The following is a 17,600-nucleotide window of genomic DNA, read 5'->3' on the forward strand; positions in this document are numbered from 1 at the left end:
GCGGGACCACGCGACACTAGGACTTGCCGATCCGTTCACGCCGTGCATAATAACAGTCGTAGAATCATTCAACGAATGTAACGATATGCCAGTCCCGGCGGAAGGACGACCGATCATGACCACAGCTCCGCAGGAGGCCCCCGGGCGCTCAGCGGCCCGACACGTCGGGCCCCCGCTGGCCGCACCGGCCCTGGCGTTCCTGCTGCTGTTCGTCGGCAGCCTCATCCTCGGGCCGATCCTGGGTACCGGCCCCACCCCGTCCCCGTTCTCCGACGCACAGGTGGTGCTCGACTACTTCGCGAACAACCGGACCGCCGTCCAGGTCGACGGCTTCCTCCAGTTCGACGCGGCCATCTCCCTCGCGGTGTTCACCGCGGTGTCGGTGTCGCGGATGCGCTACCTCGCCCCGCACGTGCCCGGCCCGGTCATCGGCGGTGTCGGCGGCATCCTGGCGTCGGCGTTCCTCGGCCTCAACGGCCTGCTCCAGTGGACGCTGAGCCAGCCCGGCGTCACCGACAACCCGGCTCTGGTGCGGGCGCTGCAGTACTTCTTCTTCGCCTTGGGCGGCCCCGCCCACACCGCGGCCCTCGGCCTGCTCATCGCCGGGATCGCGGTGACCGCGCTGTTCCTGGGCGCGGTCCCCAAGTGGTTCGGCATCGCGGGCGTCGTGATCGCCGCCATCTCGGTGCTGTCGCTGCTGACGCTGCTCGTCACGGACCTCGCGCTCCTGGTCCCGATCGGCCGCTTCACCGGCATGCTCTGGATCGTCGCCGTCGCGTTCCTGCTTCCCCGGAGCAGGCAGCGCCGGCAGCCGGAGACCGGGGCCCGGTCGCCGGAGCGGGTACCGGCCGCACAGTAAGACAGCGGGGCACGGCGCGGGTGGCTGGTCGATGACCGGCCGCCCGCGCCGTTCTTCGTGTTCGTGGTGAACGAAAAAGTCCGGTGCCGCCCCACTTCGGGGCGGCACCGGACTTTTGCGCGATCAGGCCTTGTCGGCCACGATCACGCGGTTGTACAGCTCCGCGGGCGGCGTCGCGATGATCTCCACCGTGGCGAAGCCGGCCGACTTCAGCGCGTCCCGCCAGTACTCCGGGGTCGTCAGGATCTCGCCGTCCTCGCGCAGGAAGCGGGGCAGGAGGTCGATCTGCAGGAGCATCCGCTCGAAGCAGGCCTCCAGCAGGTAGTGCCGCGCCTTGGCCGTCAGCAGGTCCAGCACGTCCAGCGCCCGCTCCCGGCTCGCCACCGGGCCCATCACGCGGCAGAACTGGTCGGCGTTCACGAACCGGCCGCCGGGGCGCAGGACGCGGAAGATCTCGGCCGCGGCGGTGTCGTAGGCGTCGAGTTCCATGTGGTGCAAGGCGAAGCTGCTGATGGCGGCGTCGAAGCTCGCGTCCGGGAAGACCGACAGGTCCTCGGCGATCGCTTCCAGGAAGCTCGCCCCGTCGTCGTCCGCGAACTTGGCCTGGGCGGCGGTCACCATGGTCGGCGCCGGGTCGACGCCGACGATCCTGGCGGCGGGCCGGGCCGCGCGGCACAGCGAGGTCAGCCGGCCGGTGCCCGAGCCGATGTCCAGCACGTCGACGGCGCCGGCGGGCAGCCGGTCGACCGCGGTGGCCAGCAGGACCACATTGGACTCGTCGGTGTCCAGGACCTTGTCGTAGTCGATCGTGACGTCATTCCAGTGGGTGATGCTCATCAGGCGCCTTCCTCACTCAGTCCGTCCCAAATGGACAGATAGCGCTCCCCCGTGTCCGGGAGGAGGGTCAGCACGGTCTTGCCCGCCCACCGCTCGCGGCCCGCCACGACGCGCGCGCCGTGCGCGGCCGCGCCCGAGGACACGCCCGCCAGCAGGCCGAGGTCGCGGGCGAGCCACCGGGTGGTGGCCGCGGCGTCCCCGTCGGTGACGGTGACGATCTCGTCGATCACCGAGCGGTCGGTCACCTCGTTCACGAAACCCCCGCCGATCCCCGGGATCCGGTGCGTCCCGCGCTCGCCGCCCGACAGGACCGGGGAGCCGGCGGGCTCGACCGCGACCACATGCACCTCGCGCCGCTCCTTGAGGTACCTGGCGACCCCGGACAGCGTCCCGCCGGTGCCCACCGCGCACACGAACACGTCGACCTCGCCCGCGGTGTCGCGCCAGATCTCGGGCCCCGTGGTCTCGTAGTGCGCCTGGGCGTTGACCGGGTTCTTGTCCTGCGACACCAGCCACGAGCCCGCCGTCTCCCGGTGCACCCGCTCGGAGATCGCGATCGCGCCCGCCAGGCCCTCCTGGAACGGCGAGTACACGATCTCCGCGCCGAACGCGGTCAGGATGGCGCGCCGCTCGCCGGTCGCGTTGTCCGGCAGGATGATCACGCACCGGTGCCCGCGCACCGCGCACATCGCCGCCAGCGAGATGCCGGTGTTCCCCGACGAGGCCTCCACGACCGTGCCGCCGGTGGGCGGCAACAGGCCGGTGCGCTCGGCGTGGCGCAGCATGAACAGGGCCGCCCGGTCCTTCACACTGCCCAGCGGGTTGAACATCTCCAGTTTGGCCAGCACCGTCACGTCCGGGCGGGCACCCGGCAAGGGCAGCCGCAGCAGCGGCGTCTCCCCCACCAGGTCGTCCATCGACGAGGCGACGCGCAGCGGTGCCGAGACCGCGGTCATGGTTTTCCTCCTTGGTGAGCCGGGACATCCGGCCGCCAGCCGAACAGCCCGGCCAGCGACTGGTCCTCGGTGGTGAACTCGTTGGCGGCGCGCACGGCCAGCTCGGCCCCCGCGCCCGCGGCCTGCTCGTCGACCCCGCCCTTGCGCCGCGACTGCAGCACGACCCGCGCGGTGCGCGGGGCCCGGCGGGCGTTGTACCCCGCCAGCGCGGCGACCGGGTCGGACCCGTCGGCCAGGTGCGCGGCCAGCACGACCGCGTCCTCCAGCGCCATCGACGCGCCCTGACCCATCGCCGGGGACATCGGGTGCGCGGCGTCGCCGAGCAGGGTCACCCGGTTCACCGACCAGCCGGGCACCGGGTCGCGGTCGTGGATGTCGGTGACCACCACGTCAGCGGCGGTCCCGGCCAGCAGCCCGACCAGCGCCGGGTGCCAGCCTTCGACGAGGCCGAGCAGGTCGGCGAGCGCGGTCTCGCGGTCCTTGGCCGGCCACACCCCGGCGGGCGCGGTGACCTTGGCCGTCCAGTACACCTCGCCCCCGCCGACCGGGGCGACGAACAGGTCCAGGCCCGCGCCCGCGACCGTCACCCCGTGCGGGAACAGCGCCGGGGCGGGGGAACGCCCGCGCAGCGCCGTGTAGCCGCGGTAGGCCGGGGCGCCGTCGCCGAGCAGGGCCCGGCGGACCCGCGAGTTGACGCCGTCCGCGCCCGCGAGCACCGCCCCGGACACCTCGCCGCCGTCGGCCAGCGCCACCGTGACGTGGTCACCGTGGTCGGTGTGGCCGACCACGGTGGCCCCGGTGCGCAGGTCCACCCCGACGTGCTCGGCCTCGGCGAGCAGCGCGTCGCGCAGCGCCGAGCGCAGCAGGCACACCTGCGGCGTGCCGAACCGGTTCCCCAGTGAGCCGACCGGGTCGCCGGAGAGCACCTCACCGTCGGGGGCCACCAGCGGCCGGGTCTCCCCCGCCGCCGGGACGTGCCCGGACGCGCGCACCGCCCGGCCCAGCCGCGGGCTCACCGCGTCCAGGGCGGCGACGCCGTTCGGGTAGAGCACCAGCCCGGCGCCGACCGCGTGCACCCGCGGCGCGCGCTCGGCCACCGTTACGGGAAGTCCGGCTCTTCCAAGGGAAATACCAAGGGCCAGGCCAGCGATGCCGCCACCCACCACCACCACGGTGGCCGGGTCCGCTTCCGCTCCAGCTCGCGCTGCTCCAGTTCCGTCGCCCACAGCGCGAAGTCGCCCCGGTTGTCCGTCCATTCGGGATTCATCTGCCCTCCTCGTCAGCCGGGGCGAGCCCGGTTCCGGCCGCACCCGCGCGCGGGGCGCGTACACGGTGGCTCCGGCCCGCACGTCCGCGCAGACCAGTGCGTTCGCGCCGATGTGCGCGTCGTCGCCGATGGTGATGGGCCCGGCCAGCGTCGCGTTGGCGCCCACCACCACGCGGTCGCCGAGCCGGGGGTGCCCGGCCGGGCCCATCGCGCCGATGGTGACCTGGTGGAACACGGTCACGTCGTCGCCGATCACCACCCGGGCACCGATGACGACGCCGCAGCCGTGGTCGACGAAGAACCGGCGGCCGATCCGGGCCCCGGGATGGATCTCGATCCCGCCGGACAGCAGCCGCGCCACCGCCGAGACACCCGCGGCCGCCGACCGGCGCCCCCGCCGGTGCAGCCGGTGCGCGAGCCGGTAGCCGAGCACGGCCACCACGGTCGGGTGCAGCAGCGCCTCGGCGCGCGAGTGCGACGACGGGTCCCGCTCCAGGACGACGTCGAGCACTTCGCCCAGCGCGCCCATCACGCCCCCGCCACGAGCCGGCGGCCGGTGGGCGCGCCGAACAGCCCGGTCCCGGCGTCCCAGGCCGGGGTGCCGCCCTTGATCGTGCGGGCGACCCGGCCGGTCATCGTCCAGCCCTCGTACGCCGACCACCCGCACTTGGCCCGGACGTCGCCTGCCGAGAACATCCACCGGTGCGCCGGCTCGAACACCACGAGGTCGGCGTCGGCCCCGACCTCGAGCTTTCCCTTGCCCGGCAGGGCGAACAGCGCGGCGGGCACCTCGGCGAGGTGCCGCACCAGGCGCCGGACCGCCACGTCCGCCGGCTCGTCCGGCCACCGCGCGCGCATCCCGGTCCACACCGCCACGGCCAGCTCCTGCACCCCCGGCAGCCCCGGCGGCGCGTCCGCGACCGGCCGGGTCTTCTCCTCGGTCGTGTGCGGGGCGTGGTCGCTGCCCAGCGTGCTCACCTCACCCGCGCGCACGGCGGCCCACAGGCGGTCCTGGTCGGCCCGGCCGCGGATGGCGGGCGCCAGCCGGGTACGGGCGCCGCCCCGGCGGGTGTCGGCGTCGGTGAAGGACAGGTGGTGCCCGGTCAGCTCGAAGGTCAGCGGCAGCCCGGCGGACGCGGCGGCGGCGACCAGGTCGGCCTCCTCGGCGCTGGACAGGTGCAGGATGTGCGCCCTGGTCCCGTGCCGCTGGACGAGCCGGATCACCTGGGCCACCGCCGAGATCGGCCCGCTGCGCGGCCGCCAGCGCTCGTAGTCGGCGTAGGCGCCGACCGGGCCGCGCCAGCCGTCGAGCAGTTCGAAGAGTGCGTCGTCCTCGGCGTGCAGCACCAGCCGCACGCCCCCGGCGGCGGCCGCGGCGAACACCTTGTCGAGCACCATGGGGTCGCGCACGACGGTGGGCGCGGTGTGGTGGCCCGCCATGAACACCTTCGCGCTCACCGCGACCGCCGGGTCCAGGTCGGCCAGCAGTTCGGGCCGCAGCGGGTCGACGCCGATGTGGAACGCGTAGTCCACAAGGGACTCGCCCGCGACCAGTTCGGCCTTGGCGGCGACGGCTTCCGGGTCCAGCGTCGGCGGGACGGTGTTGGGCATGTCGAGCACCGTGGTGACCCCGCCCGCGAGCGCCGCGCGGCTGCCGTGCGCCCAGTCCTCCTTGTGCCGCAGGCCCGGGGTGCGGAAGTGCACGTGCGAGTCGATCAGCCCCGGCAGCACATAGGCGCCGCGGGCGTCGATGACGGTGGCCGCGGGCACGGGCGTGTCGGTGATGGCGGTGATCCGGCCGCCGGCGACGTGCACGGCCCCGGTGCGCACCCCGTCCGGGGTCACCAGCCGCCCGTTGGCGACCACCAGCTCGGTCAGGCCCACGGCGCGGCCACCAGTTCCCGGCACAGCTCGTCGGTCGGGCCCATCAGCGCCACCGCGCGGGCGTCGGCCAGCAGCGTGTTGAGCTGGTGGCCCGCGACGTACCCGGCGGAGCTGAGCAGCCGGGCGGCGGCCAGCCCGACCTCCTCGCCCACCGCCGAGGCGAACAGCTTGCTGTGCAACGTGGTCGTGCTCGGGTCCGGCGCGCCGCGCGAGCCCGCCCACTCGACGATCGCCCTGGCCGCCTCGACCCGCGAGCCCAGCTCGACCATCCGGTGCCGCACCGACTGCGCGGCGAGCAGCCCGCGGCTGTCCAGGTGGTGCAGGGTCAGCTCGAGCACCGCCTCGGCGATGCCGACCGACACCGCGCCGAGCGTGGCCCCGGTCGCGCGCACCCCGGCGATGATCGCGGGCGCCTCGCCGAGCGGTCCGAGCAGCGCGTCGCCGCCGACCGCGCAGTCGCGCAGGGACAGGAACCCGGTCGCCGAGCCGCGCATGCCCACCAGGTCAAGGCTCAGGTCCGGCTCGACGCCGGGTGCCCCGCCCCGCACCAGGAAGAACGACTGCCCGGCCGAGCCGTAGGCGCTCTTCGCGTCGTCGACCGGCGCCGAGGTCTGCGCCAGCACCAGGTAGAGGTCCGCGATCCCGGCGCCGGTGGTGAACGACTTGGCGCCGGTCAGCAGCCAGCCGCCGTCCGGCTGCCGGGAAGCCGTGGTGCTGAGCCGTTTCTTGGCCGCGCCCGCCCCGGTCTCGCTCCACGCCGAGGCCGCCAGCAGCTCACCGCGCGCCATCGCCGGCAACAGCGCGGCCTGCTGGTCCGGGGTCCCCCACTCGGCGATCCTGGCGGCCACCGCGCAGTGCTGGAACAGCACGATCGCCACCGACGGGTTCGCCGTGGCGATCTGGGCCACCGCCCGGTTGACCTCCCAGGCGTCGCCGTCGCGGCCGCCGTGCGCGGCGGGCACCGGCAGGCCCAGCAGCCCGGACGAGCGCAGCAGCCCGATCGCGGCCGGGTCGGGGGCGCCGGTCCCGGCCGTGCGGGCGGCCGACTCGCGCAGCAGCGCCAGCCCCGCACTGTCCATATCGGTCACACTGGCAGCCACAGGCATTCCGAGATCTCCTTGTGCTGGACGTGGGCGAGGGGTTCGAGCAGGAACGACCCGTGGAAGGTGACCTGCCTGCCGCCCACGGTGATCCAGTCCACCCGGGGCTCCCCTTCGGCCGGGATGGTGGTGGCGGCGGTGACCGCGGTGCCGCCGCCCGGGGTGTCGATGTGGATCATCCCCGGCGGGCAGCCCGCGACCCGGGCGGCGAACCACGGCACGGTGCCGGGGATCCCGGTGGCCGCGCCGAGGCACGCGGTGCCGGTCAGCGCGAGCGTCGGGTGCCAGGACGGCACCGAGATCGCCCGCACGGCCAGCCGGCCGTCCAGCGGCAGGGTCACCGCGACCTTGGGGAACGCCCCGTCCGGCGCCCAGCCCAGGTGCTCGGCGGCGGCCACCCGGATCCGGGAGAGCCGGTCGAACAGCACGGGGTCGTCGGCGAACAGTTCCTCCTTTGTGGACACCTTGGCCGCGCGGTGGCCGACGAAGACGTACGGGTTCCCCGCCGAGACGAGCGAGACCTCGACCGGTTCACCCGCCACCGAGAGCACGGTGCGCGGCGAGCCCGTCAGCAGGAGCGAGCTGACCGGGCGCGGAGGCGACTGCAGGAAGTGCACGGTGAAGTGGGCCGTGGTGCGGCTGATCCCGTCGACCGCGCACACCATGTGGTCGCCGTTGTTGAGCACGTTCACCCGGATCCGGTCGCCGTAGCCGAGGCGCGGCACCATCCCGGTCTCGGCGGCGGCCATGATCGAGGACAGCACCGAGTGCCCGCACGAGCCGCGCAGGTCGAACCGGGTCGGGCCGTCGGGCAACGCCTGGATGAACCGGTAGTCCAGGTCGAACATCGGGTGCGCCGACGGCGACACCAGCGCGATCTTGAGCACGTGCCCGGCGCCGGAGTCGATCAGCCAGCTCCGGGCCTTGCCCAGTGCTTCGAGCAGCGGGCCGTCTTCGGTGGGCAGGTAGCGCGCGTCGAGCACCAGCGTCGGGCACGGGCTGCCGGCCGCGTAAGCGAGGTGGGCGATCACGCGGCCAGCTCCGTGCCCCGCGGCGCTCTCGCCCCGGCCCGGAACTGCGCGCGCCAGACCTGGTGCACCAGCAGGGCCCACAGCGCCAGCGCGGCCGCCGGGCCGGGCCGGTCGGCCTGGGTGGCGAACAGCGCGTCCACCGCCACCGGGTCGAGCTGGCCGTCGGAGCGCAGTTCCGCGGCGGTCAGCAGGTCCCTGGCGAACTCCCAGAGCGGCTGGCCGGGCACCAGCATCGCCGCGACGGGCAGCGTGAACGGCTGCTTCGGCCGGCGCAGCACGGAATCGGGCAGCAGGCCCGCGGCCGCGGCGTAGAGCGCGCGCTTCACCTCGCCGCCACGCACGCGCTGGTCGTCGGTGAGCGAGCGGCCGATGTCGAGGATCGCGGGCTGGCAGAACGGCAGCCGGGCTTCGACCGAGTGGGCCATGCTCAGGTGGTCCACCCGGCGCAGGTGGTAGGCCGGGAGCCGGTGCGCCAGCTCGAAGGCGGTGATCCGGCTCAGCGCCGAGCCGGGTCCGTGCAGCATCCGTTCCGCCTCCTCGGGCAACCCTGTGCCCGCGCCGACCTCGCGGGCGTAGTCGTCGGTGTAGAGCGCGTGCCGGCGCGCCATGGGGAGCACGCCCAGCTTGTCCACATAGGACGGGATCCAGGGCCGGCCCGCGGCCTCGTCGGCCACGGCGTCGCGCATGCGGTCGTAGCCGCCGAAGACCTCGTCGGCGGCGTCACCGGTCAGCGCCACGGTGAACCCGGCCGCGCGCACCTCGCGGAACAGCGCGAAGGTGCTCAGCGTGATCGGGTCGGCGTTGGGCTGGCCGAGGTGCCAGACGACGTCGGCCAGCATCGCCGGGAAGTCCGCCGGGTCGATCTCGACCTGGTGGTAGGCGGCCCCCGCGTGCGCCGCCGCGGCCCGGGCGAAGTGCCGCTCGTCGCCGGGCCAGCTGCCCCGGTAGGCGATGTTGAACGTGTGCACGCCCGGGTGCGTGCGCGCGGCCAGGGTGGTGACCAGGCTGGAGTCCAGCCCGCCGGAGGTGATCGTGGCGACCGGCACGTCGGCGGTCAGCAGTCTGCGCACCTGTTCGGCCAGCGCCGGCTGCAGCCCGCCCGCCGCCCCCGCCTCGCACTGGACGGGCTCGCGCCGCCGGATCCGCAGGCCGCCCGGCCGGTCGCAGACCGCGGTGGCACCGGGCGGGAGGACCTTGATGTCGGCGAACATGGTCTGCTCGCCGAACGGCGTCTTGGTCGCCAGGTACGCGTCCAGGCCGGGGGTCCAGAGGTCGGTGGACACCGCGCCGAAGGCCAGCAGCGAGCCGATCTCCGAGGAGAAGTGCAGCGTGCCCGCGGCCGGGTCCCACCGGTAGAACAACGGCTTCATCCCCGCTGGGTCGGTGGCGAGCACCAGCCGCGGCTCGGCGCGCAGGTCGATCAGCGCGACGGCGTACATGCCGTCGAGGTGGTCGGTGAACCGGTCGCCGTACTCGGCGTAGAGCGCGGGCAGCACCGACCCGTCGCAGTCGTCGGGGAACGAGTGCCCGCCCAGCCGCGCCTTCAGCTCCCGGTGGTTGTAGATCTCGCCGTTGAACACGACCCGCACCGCGCCACCCGGCAGCGTGTAGGGCTGCTGCCCGCCGTCGAGGTCCATCACCGCGAGGCGGTTACCGCCCAGTGCGAAACCCTCGCCGTCGACCCCGCCGTGCCCGTCCGGACCGCCGTGGCGCTGCAGCGCCGCGACCGTCCGCAGCTCGTGCGGGGACACAGCTGCGTTGAGATGGCCGTAGATTCGACACACCGCGCCCGCCACTCCTCCCGTGCCACATCCGATCAGTACCTGACCTTCCCAAGCGGGGCGTCCACCCGTCATGGGGCGCGGGTCCCCGTCCGCTGGGATTCGTGGACGGGCGGCGGGATCCCGGCACGCCAGAGAGCCCCGGGCGCGGCGTGCGCCCGGGGCTCTCTGGCAGGAAGGTCAGACCTCGGCGAGCCTTGGCACGGCCGCGCCCAGTGTGCCGACGGCCGCCGCGGTCCACGGCTCGGGCGTGATCACGACGACGTGCTGGATCCCCAGCGCGGCCAGGGCAGTGGCCCGCTCGACGAAGGAGTCCACGCTTTCGCCCGGCTGCAACCGGGTGCTGACGGTCTTGAGGATGTCCGAGGGCTCGCGCCCCGCTTCGGCGCAGTGCCGGGCCAGCACGTCGAGCTTGCGGCGCAGGGTCGCGCCGCCGTCGGGGACGTCGAACAGGTTGCAGGCGTCGGCGAACCGGGCCACCAGCCGCAGGGTCTTGTTCTCCCCCATGCCGCCGATGAGGATCGACGGGCGCGGTTTGCTCGCCGGCGCCGGGTTCCCGACCGGGCGCTCGAGGGTGAGCTGCTTGCCGTGGAAGGGGGAATCGTCACCCGACCACATCCGCAACGCCAGCTCCAGCGTCTCCGAAAGCTGTTCGAACCGCTCGGCGGTCGAGGGCAGCGGCAGCCCCATCGACCGGGCCTCCACCTCGCTGTACCCGGCGCCGACGCCCAGCCAGGCGCGGCCGCGGGAGAGCACGTCCAGCGTGGTCACCGCCTTGATCAGCAGCGCCGCCGAACGGTAGGTCACCCCGGTCACCATCGTGCCCAGCCGCACCCGCTCGGTGCGCGCGGCGAAGTAGCCGAGGGTCGTGTACGCCTCCAGCATCGCCGCCTCGTGCGTGCTGTTCGGGTCGACCTGGAGCAGGTGGTCGCCCACCCACACGGTGTCCAGGTCCGCCTCGTCGGCGGCGCGCACCACCCGGTCGAGCTGGTCGGCGAGGTCGGACTCCCAGGAGAAGTTCGTGACGTTCAGGCTGATGCGCATCGGCGCGCCCTTCCGTTGTCAGGGGGTGAGGACCAGTTTTCCGTGCCCCGGCTCGCGCAGCGCGTCGAACGCCTTGGCCGCGTCGTCCAGCGGCAGCGTGGTGACCGACGTGGGCCCGATCCGGCCGCCCGCCACCAGGTCGAGCACCGCCGCCAGATCCTCGCGGTAGGCCTGCGGCTGCGGCTTTTCCAGGCTCCAGGCGTTGTAGAACACGGTCTTGCGGCCGTCGGGCAGCAGTTTCGGGGCGACGATGCCGCCGAGGAAGCCGACCGCGCCGACGAGCATGTTCTTGCGGTCGCCGCGCAGCACGTCGTTCTGGCCGTAGCCGACCAGCACCCCGCCGCGCGCCAGCCGGGAGTACGACCGGCGGAAGTGCGTGCCGCCGATCGGGTCGAACACGGCGGCCAGCCCGCGTGGGACCACCTCGGTGAAGTCCTCGGCGCGGTAGTCGACGGGCGTGGCCCCGTTGGCGCGCAGGAGATCCGCGTTCGCCGCCGACGCCGTGCCCCACACCTCGACGCCGTCGGCGAGCGCGGCCAGCTGGAGGAAGGCGAACCCGACCCCGCCGGACGCGCCGTGCACCAGGATCCGGCTGCCCCGCTCGACGCGGGCCACCCGGTGGAGCATCTGGTGGGCGATGAAGTAGTTGAGCGCGGCCGCGGCGACGTCGACCGGCTTGGCGCCCTCGGGCACCGGGACCAGCCGGTCGACCGGGAGGGTGAGCGCCTCGCCGTACCCGCCGACCCGGACCAGCGCGGCCACCCGCTGTCCGATGTGGAGGGTGGAGTCGCCGGAGCCGAGCCGCTCGACCGTGCCGACGAGGTCGAAACCCGGGACGTACGGCGGTTTGGGGCCACCGGGGATGACACCGCGCTGCTGCAGCAGGTCGCCGTAGGACACCCCCGCGGCCTCGATGCGCACGGTGGCCTCGCCCGGCCCTGGCTCGGGGAGGTCGATGGCGCGCGTTTCGAGGAAGTCCCGTGCGCCCTGGTCGGTGATGTGGACCTGTCGTACCCGCATGTCGCCTCCTGGTCGATCCAGCGTGGCCCCAGCATGCCGCGAGACGCGCCGGGCGGCCCCGGACTCCTGTCCCACCGCGCTGGGAGGACGTCCCAGCCGGCCGGGGTCAGTGCGCGATCTCGGCGACCCGCCCGAAGGTGGCCGGATCGTCGAGACTGGTGAGCAGGTAGTGGGCGAGATCGGCGCGGGAGATCGACCAGCAGCCGGTGAGCTTGCCCTCACAGGAGACCCGGTACGGCTTGCGCCGCCCGTCGGTGAGCCGCGCCGCGCGCACGACTGTCCACTGCAGACCGGAGTCGCGGACGGCCCGCTCCATCTCGGCCATGTCGGCGTAGGGCGCGCGCAAGATGTTGTGCAGTAAGAACTTCGCGATCGCCCACTCGGCGACCTGCCGGGGCCGGGGCAGCGCCAGCGAACTGGTCGAGACCACGAGCAGCCTGCGCACCCCCTCGGCCCGCATGGCCCCGGCGATGGTGGCGGTGCCGTGTGAGTAGACCGTGGTGGCGTGCCTGCGCATGCCGATGCCCAGCGCCGAGACGACCGCCCCGGCGCCGGACACCACCCGCCGCACCGCGTCCGGGTCGTGCACGTCGCCGGGCAGCACGTCGACCCCGGGAGTGCTCCACTCCTCGGGGCGACGCGCCAATACGGTCACCTCGTGCCCGGCACCACGCGCCTGCTCGACAACCTGCCGACCGGTACCCCCGGTCGCTCCGAACACGGCCAGGCGCACGGCACCGTCAGCCCTGCTGCGCGCGCGGGTCGCGGATCTGGCTCAGGTGCTGGCCGACCAGCAGCCAGTCGTCACCGCGCCGCCCGGCGATGTGGGTGATCCGGAACTCGCCCTGCGAGGGGTGGCCCTGGTAGGCCATCTCCTGGGTGTGCTTGCCGATCGCCACGACGGTGTCGCCGTATTCCCGGACCAACAGGTCCTCGACGGACAGCTTGCTCGTCTTGAGCGACCCGCTGCGGTAGCGGTCGAGCCACTGGTCCTTGGGCAGCACGAACCCGACCGGGCCCACGACGGTGAAGTCGTCCACGGCCAGCGCCGCGAGCGCGTCGGCGTCTCCCGCCACTTCGGCCGCCGCCCAGTTGTCCACCAGTTCCTGGATCTTCTTCTCGGTGCTCATCGTCTCCCCTGGACTCTGCAGCGGAATCAGTGCTGCGGAATGGAATCTCGCGCCGTCGAGGCTATCATCGAACCGTACGATGTCAAATCATTAGATATCGAACGTTTGGTACGCTCACCCGGTGCACTTCCTCGCGAACCCCCCGCTGGGCCTGGTCCTGTCCCAGAGCGCCAAAGCCGTCGGCCGCGCCATGGAGGAGGCGATGGCGGACGCCGGTGGCAGCCTGCCGGTGTGGCAGGTCCTGATCACCCTCAAGACCCAGCCCGTTGCCAACCAGCGGGAGCTGGCGGCGGCGGTCGGCATCCAGGACGCCACCCTCACCCATCACCTGAACGCGATGGAGAACGACGGCCTGCTGGTCCGCCGCCGCGACCCGGCCAACCGGCGCGTGCACCTGGTGGAGCTGACCGCCGGCGGGGAGTCCCTGTTCCACACCCTGCGCGGCGTCGCGGTGGCATTCGACCAGCGGCTGCGCAGTGGTCTGGACGAGACCGAGACCACCGCCCTGATCAGCTTGCTGACCAAGCTGCGCGAGAACGTGGCGCCGTAGCCGGCCGAGTCCTCTCCGATCAGTCCGGCGACGCCGATTCTCCTTTCGCAGCAAGGGCACAGCCATGCCGTCGCACTCTCCGCGCCGCGGGTGCCGGCGGGCGGGAAGCATTCCCTGATCCCCGGTGACGGGGAGCCCCTGTGGACGGGATGAGCCGCGGGCAGGCTCGTCCCAGACACGCGATGGGAGAGGCATGAGCACTGAAATCATTGACGTGCACGGCCACGTGACGCCGCCGGAGCTGCTCAAGCGGTTTCCGATGCCGCCGAGCCTCGGCGACGTCGACGGGATGATCGAGCGCAAGGCCGCACTGGGCATCGGGCTCACGATCGTCGGCAGCCCGGTCGGCGCCGGGACGATGCTCCCGGTGCCCGGCCTCGACAACTACGCGCAGACCGTCGAGCAGATCGAGGGTTTCCACGAGTGGCTGGCCGAGACCGTCCGGTCCCACCCCGGCCACCTGCGCGGCTACGTCTACCACAATCCTTTCGCGACGGACGATTCCCTTGCCCGGGCGCAGAAGCGGCTCGCGCAGGACGAGTTCGTCGGGCTGATCGTCAACACCAGTGTGCGCGGCCGGTACCTCGACGCGCCGGAGGCGGAGGCGACGTTCGCGATGGCGGCCGAGACCGGGGCGCCGATCCTGCTGCACCCGCCGGCCGAGCCCGTCGGCGCCGGGGCGTTCGGGAAGAACGTGGGGCTGGTCGAGCACGTGTGCCGGCCGTGCGACGTGACCGCCGGGGTCGCGGCGATCCTGGCGGCCGGGTGGCTGGTGAAGTACCCCGGCCTCAAGCTGATCGCGCCCAACGCGGGCGGGGCGCTGGCCCTGCTGCCGGAGAAGCTGGACCTCGCGCAGCAGCGCGCCCAGACCGAGGGACCCCGGTTCAGCGAGCTGCTCGCCCGGATCCACGTCGACACCGCGACCCCCAGCGGTAACGCGCTTTCCGCCGCCGCCAACGTCTTCACGCCCGAGCACCTGCTGTTCGGCACCGACTCCCCGCCGCTGGCGACGCCGCTGGACCGGGCGCTCGACCTTCTGTCCGATGTGGACCTGACGGCCGAGCAGCTGGCCGGGGTCCGGGCGGGCAACGCGCGCGCCCTGTTCGGGCTGGGGACGCGGTGAGCAGCCGGGCGCTGGTCGTCGGCGGGTACGGCGGGCTGGGCACGGTGATCTGCGAGCAGCTCGCCGATCAGGGCGCCCGGATCGCCGTCGCGGGGCGGTCGCCGGACAAGGCCGGGGAACTCGCGGCGCGGCTGCGGGAGCAGGGCGCCGACGCGGTCGCGGTCGAGCTGGACATCGCCGACAGCGCCGGCATCACCGCGGCCGTCGGCGAGACCGTCGCCGCACTGTCCGGTGTGGACATCCTGGTCAACTGTGCGAGCAGGCTGGCCACCATGCCCGCCGAGCGGTTCGACGAGCAGGAGTTCCGGGCCATCGTGGACGCCAACCTGACCGGCGCCTTCCTGCTCTCCCGCGCGGTCGGCGCGCACATGATCGAGTCCGGGACCCGGGGGACCGTGCTCCACCTGTCCTCCGTGCGCGGCGCGCTCGGCACGCGGCGCGGGTTCACCGCCTACGGGGCCAGCAAGGCGGGGCTGAACTTCCTGGTGCGCCAGCTGGCCACCGAATGGGGGCAGCACGGGATCACGGTCAACGCCGTGGCGCCCGGGTTCGTGCGCACCGAGTTCGTCGAGGCCGCCGCCCAGGACCCGGGGTTCCTGGCGGGCGTGCGCTCGCGCATCCCGCTGGGCCGCTTCGCCGAACCGGCCGAGGTGGCCAGTGCGGTGCTGTACCTGATCTCCCCCCTGGCCCGGTTCGTCACCGGCCAGGTGCTCTACGTCGACGGCGGCGTCACCGCGAGCCAGTGAGCGCCGAGCACACCATCAAATCCGAAGGAGCTGAAGTCATGGGAACGTGGCACGCGCTGTTCTACCCGCTCAAGCCCGGTAGCGAGGAAACGGTCAAGGAGTTGTTCCGCGCCAGCGGCCGCCCGGCGTTCGACGTGAGCGACGGTGACGGCACCGTGGTCGGCAGGCTGCTGGGCACGATGGCGTTCGTCGGCCGCGAGATGGCCGTGCGGGTCATCGAGGTCGACGGGGTGCTGCCGGTGGTGGCCGCGCACATGAGCAGGCAGCCCGAGGTGCGCGCGTTCGAGCAGCAGCTCGAGCAGCACCTGGCCAAGCCCCGCGACATGGTGACCCCCGAGGGCGCGCGGGCGTTCTTCCGCGACTCCGCGCTGGAGTGCGTGCTCGCCCGCAGGCACGACGAGCCGCTGTCCACCCAGGTCTGAGGGGGCGGGCGTGCGCATCGGACTCGGGCTGCCCAACGGGATCCCCGGCACGGCGGCCGACAACCTGCTCACCTGGGCCGTGGAGGGCGACCGCGCCGGGTTCAGCACCCTGGCCTCCCTCGACCGGCTGGTCTACGACAACCACGAGACCCTGACCACCCTCGCCGCGGCCGCCGCGGTGACCGAGCGTGCGCGGCTGATGACGGCGATCCTCATCGCGCCGCTGCACACCAGCACCGCGTTGCTGGCCAAGCAGTCCGCCACCGTCGACCAGTTCGCGCACGGCCGGCTCACCCTGGGCCTGGCCGTCGGCGCCCGCCCGGACGACTTCCAGGCCGCCGGTGCCGAACACGCGGGCCGCGGCACCCGCTTCGACGCACAGCTCGCCGAACTGCGCGCGCTCTGGGCGGGCGAACGTCGCGGGTTCGCGGGCGGCGTCGGCCCGAAACCCGCGCAGCCCGGCGGCCCACGGCTCGTCTTCGGCGGCCACGCCCCCAGCGCCGTCCGCCGCGCGGCCGCCGAGGGCGCGGGCTGGATCAGCGGCAGCGGCGGCCTCGGCATGTTCCGCCACGGCGCGCAGGCCTTCCGCACCGCGTGGGAGAGCGCCGGCCGCGCGGAAACCCCCACCCTGCACGCACTGTGTTACTTCAGCCTGGGCGACGACGCCGCCGAACTGGCCAACTCCTACCTACGGAACTACTACGGCTTCGCCCCGCCCTACGCCGAAGCGGTCGTCAACAGCACCGCCATCGGCGCGGATGCGGTCCGCCAGTCCGTGACCGATTACGCGGCGGCGGGTTGCGACGAACTGATCCTGGTCCCCTGTTCGGCCGACCTGGACCAGCTCAAGCTCCTCCGCGCCGCCCTCCCGGAGGCCCTCACCGTCTGATCGCACGAGGAAACGGCGGCGCCAGGAAAGCCAGAAGACCGTGCTGCGGCAGAGCTTCCAGATCATGGAGCGGGGCCGGCCGGACCGAATTCGGTCCGGCCGGCCCCGCTCCATTTCGGTTTCAGCGCGGTGAATCCTCGCTCGTCGAACGCACGGATCACCGCCCGCGCGTCATTCCCGGCCGAGCGCTCAGCGGCCAAGCCCCGCCCGCCGCGCCAGCACCGCCGCCTCGGTCCGGTCCACCAGCCGCAGTTTCGCGAAGATCCGCGACAGGTAGTTGCGCACCGTCTTGACCGACAGCCCCAGTTCCCGCGCGATCACCGCGTTTCCCTTCCCGTCCGCGACCAGTTCCAAGACCGCCCGCTCCCGTGTGGTCAGGTCCGGGAACGGGTCCTGCGAGGCCGGCGGCTGGGTCAGGTACTCGACCACCCAGTCGGCCACGTGCGAGTCGAACAGGACACTCCCCGCGCACACCACGTCGATGGCGCGCTTGAGCTCGCGCGAATCCGCCCCCTTGAGCAGGTAGCCGCGGGCGCCCGAGCGCATGGCGGACAGGAACGTGTCGCGGTCCTCCGACATGGTCACCACGACCACCGCGGTGTCCGGGTTGCGGGTCGCGATCGCCCGGGTGGCCTCGATACCACTGATATCGGGCAGGTTCACGTCCATCAGCACGACGTCCGGCCGTAACCGCCCGGTCATCCCCACCGCCTCACCGCCGGTGCGGGCCTCGCCCACGACCCGGCAGGTGCCCGCACTCTCCAGCAGTGTCTTGACTCCCGACCGATACAGCGGATGGTCGTCGGCTATCACTACCTCAATCGGCCGAGCTTCAACCTGCCCTGCACTCATCGCGCCCCCAGGTCCTGTGCCGGCTTCCGCCGGCATGCCGGTCCGGCCGCACGCCGCTGCCGGACCCGCCGGTGCCGGACCCCTTCCTGTGTGTAACGACCCCCCAGGT

General features: G+C 73.4%; 18 protein-coding genes. 6 read left to right on the top strand and 12 right to left on the bottom strand.

Going from position 1 to position 17,600, the window contains the following annotated elements:
- The first annotated feature begins 115 nt into the window (after positions 1-115).
- Positions 116-859, top strand: a complete 744-nt coding sequence (locus OG943_RS25185; RefSeq protein WP_328603379.1) for a DUF4386 domain-containing protein — start codon at positions 116-118, stop codon at positions 857-859.
- A gap of 123 nt (positions 860-982) precedes the next feature.
- On the opposite strand, the gene OG943_RS25190 is transcribed toward OG943_RS25185, so the two are convergent.
- From OG943_RS25190 to OG943_RS25240, 11 genes are all read right to left on the bottom strand, one after another.
- Positions 983-1,696 (bottom strand): class I SAM-dependent methyltransferase, encoded by a 714-nt coding sequence (locus tag OG943_RS25190; RefSeq protein WP_328603380.1) that lies wholly within the window; start codon positions 1,694-1,696, stop codon positions 983-985.
- Positions 1,696-2,652 (bottom strand): PLP-dependent cysteine synthase family protein, encoded by a 957-nt coding sequence (locus OG943_RS25195; protein WP_328603381.1) that lies wholly within the window; start codon positions 2,650-2,652, stop codon positions 1,696-1,698. The genes OG943_RS25190 and OG943_RS25195 overlap by 1 nt, the downstream gene beginning before the upstream one ends.
- Positions 2,649-4,448, bottom strand: a complete 1,800-nt coding sequence (locus OG943_RS25200) for an FAD-dependent monooxygenase (protein ID WP_328603382.1) — start codon at positions 4,446-4,448, stop codon at positions 2,649-2,651. The genes OG943_RS25195 and OG943_RS25200 overlap by 4 nt, the downstream gene beginning before the upstream one ends.
- The gene (locus OG943_RS25205) at positions 4,448-5,803 is read right to left on the bottom strand and encodes a dihydroorotase (RefSeq protein WP_328603383.1); all 1,356 of its coding nucleotides are present in this window, start codon (positions 5,801-5,803) and stop codon (positions 4,448-4,450) included. The genes OG943_RS25200 and OG943_RS25205 overlap by 1 nt, the downstream gene beginning before the upstream one ends.
- Positions 5,794-6,909, bottom strand: a complete 1,116-nt coding sequence (locus OG943_RS25210) for an acyl-CoA dehydrogenase family protein (RefSeq protein ID WP_328603384.1) — start codon at positions 6,907-6,909, stop codon at positions 5,794-5,796. Before OG943_RS25210 ends, OG943_RS25205 begins: the two co-directional genes overlap by 10 nt.
- Positions 6,888-7,934, bottom strand: a complete 1,047-nt coding sequence (locus tag OG943_RS25215) for a PrpF domain-containing protein (protein ID WP_328603385.1) — start codon at positions 7,932-7,934, stop codon at positions 6,888-6,890. Before OG943_RS25215 ends, OG943_RS25210 begins: the two co-directional genes overlap by 22 nt.
- On the bottom strand, positions 7,931-9,730 hold the full coding sequence (asnB, locus tag OG943_RS25220; RefSeq protein WP_328603386.1) for an asparagine synthase (glutamine-hydrolyzing): 1,800 nt from the start codon (positions 9,728-9,730) through the stop codon (positions 7,931-7,933). The genes OG943_RS25215 and asnB overlap by 4 nt, the downstream gene beginning before the upstream one ends.
- A 165-nt stretch (positions 9,731-9,895) precedes the next feature.
- Positions 9,896-10,759 (bottom strand): TIGR03560 family F420-dependent LLM class oxidoreductase, encoded by an 864-nt coding sequence (locus tag OG943_RS25225; protein WP_328603387.1) that lies wholly within the window; start codon positions 10,757-10,759, stop codon positions 9,896-9,898.
- Between the two features lie 18 nt (positions 10,760-10,777).
- A complete protein-coding gene (locus tag OG943_RS25230) occupies positions 10,778-11,779 on the bottom strand; it encodes an alcohol dehydrogenase catalytic domain-containing protein (protein WP_328603388.1) in 1,002 nt (333 codons plus the stop codon).
- A gap of 106 nt (positions 11,780-11,885) precedes the next feature.
- Positions 11,886-12,512 carry an NAD(P)-dependent oxidoreductase gene (locus tag OG943_RS25235; protein WP_328603389.1) on the bottom strand — a complete coding sequence of 209 codons (627 nt, stop codon included), beginning with the start codon at positions 12,510-12,512 and terminating at the stop codon, positions 11,886-11,888.
- A 7-nt stretch (positions 12,513-12,519) separates the two neighbouring features.
- Positions 12,520-12,909, bottom strand: coding sequence for a nuclear transport factor 2 family protein (locus OG943_RS25240; RefSeq protein ID WP_328603390.1), 390 nt, complete (start codon positions 12,907-12,909; stop codon positions 12,520-12,522).
- 121 nt (positions 12,910-13,030) lie between these two features.
- Here OG943_RS25240 and OG943_RS25245 point away from each other — a divergent pair, with 121 nt between their 5' ends.
- The 5 genes from OG943_RS25245 to OG943_RS25265 all read left to right on the top strand — a co-directional run bounded on the left by OG943_RS25245 (position 13,031) and on the right by OG943_RS25265 (position 16,639).
- A complete protein-coding gene (locus tag OG943_RS25245) occupies positions 13,031-13,459 on the top strand; it encodes a MarR family winged helix-turn-helix transcriptional regulator (RefSeq protein ID WP_328603391.1) in 429 nt (142 codons plus the stop codon).
- 193 nt (positions 13,460-13,652) lie between these two features.
- Positions 13,653-14,582, top strand: coding sequence for an amidohydrolase family protein (locus OG943_RS25250; RefSeq protein WP_328603392.1), 930 nt, complete (start codon positions 13,653-13,655; stop codon positions 14,580-14,582).
- Positions 14,579-15,328, top strand: a complete 750-nt coding sequence (locus OG943_RS25255) for an SDR family NAD(P)-dependent oxidoreductase (RefSeq protein ID WP_328603393.1) — start codon at positions 14,579-14,581, stop codon at positions 15,326-15,328. Before OG943_RS25250 ends, OG943_RS25255 begins: the two co-directional genes overlap by 4 nt.
- 38 nt (positions 15,329-15,366) lie before the next feature.
- The gene (locus tag OG943_RS25260) at positions 15,367-15,750 is read left to right on the top strand and encodes a SchA/CurD-like domain-containing protein (protein ID WP_328603394.1); all 384 of its coding nucleotides are present in this window, start codon (positions 15,367-15,369) and stop codon (positions 15,748-15,750) included.
- Positions 15,751-15,760: 10 nt separating this feature from the next.
- Positions 15,761-16,639: an LLM class flavin-dependent oxidoreductase gene (locus tag OG943_RS25265; RefSeq protein ID WP_328603395.1), complete on the top strand. Its 879-nt coding sequence runs from the start codon at positions 15,761-15,763 to the stop codon at positions 16,637-16,639.
- Positions 16,640-16,828: 189 nt separating this feature from the next.
- Here OG943_RS25265 and OG943_RS25270 read toward each other — a convergent pair whose 3' ends face one another.
- On the bottom strand, positions 16,829-17,527 hold the full coding sequence (locus tag OG943_RS25270) for a response regulator transcription factor (protein WP_328603396.1): 699 nt from the start codon (positions 17,525-17,527) through the stop codon (positions 16,829-16,831).
- Between the last annotated feature and the right edge of the window lie 73 nt (positions 17,528-17,600).

The sequence above is a fragment of the Amycolatopsis sp. NBC_00345 genome (assembly GCF_036116635.1).
Lineage (GTDB): Bacteria > Actinomycetota > Actinomycetes > Mycobacteriales > Pseudonocardiaceae > Amycolatopsis.

Bases quoted from the DNA above. Each gene is read 5' to 3' on its own strand.
- OG943_RS25185 (WP_328603379.1), top strand. From the start codon at position 116: ATGACCACAGCTCCGCAGGAGGCCCCCGGGCGCTCAGCGGCCCGACAC.
- OG943_RS25250 (WP_328603392.1), top strand. From the start codon at position 13,653: ATGAGCACTGAAATCATTGACGTGCACGGCCACGTGACGCCGCCGGAG.
- OG943_RS25190 (WP_328603380.1), bottom strand. From the start codon at position 1,696: ATGAGCATCACCCACTGGAATGACGTCACGATCGACTACGACAAGGTC.
- OG943_RS25230 (WP_328603388.1), bottom strand. From the start codon at position 11,779: ATGCGGGTACGACAGGTCCACATCACCGACCAGGGCGCACGGGACTTC.
- OG943_RS25270 (WP_328603396.1), bottom strand. From the start codon at position 17,527: ATGCCGGCGGAAGCCGGCACAGGACCTGGGGGCGCGATGAGTGCAGGG.
- OG943_RS25195 (WP_328603381.1), bottom strand. From the start codon at position 2,652: ATGACCGCGGTCTCGGCACCGCTGCGCGTCGCCTCGTCGATGGACGAC.
- OG943_RS25210 (WP_328603384.1), bottom strand. From the start codon at position 6,909: ATGCCTGTGGCTGCCAGTGTGACCGATATGGACAGTGCGGGGCTGGCG.
- OG943_RS25240 (WP_328603390.1), bottom strand. From the start codon at position 12,909: ATGAGCACCGAGAAGAAGATCCAGGAACTGGTGGACAACTGGGCGGCG.
- OG943_RS25225 (WP_328603387.1), bottom strand. From the start codon at position 10,759: ATGCGCATCAGCCTGAACGTCACGAACTTCTCCTGGGAGTCCGACCTC.
- OG943_RS25260 (WP_328603394.1), top strand. From the start codon at position 15,367: ATGGGAACGTGGCACGCGCTGTTCTACCCGCTCAAGCCCGGTAGCGAG.
- OG943_RS25200 (WP_328603382.1), bottom strand. From the start codon at position 4,448: ATGGGCGCGCTGGGCGAAGTGCTCGACGTCGTCCTGGAGCGGGACCCG.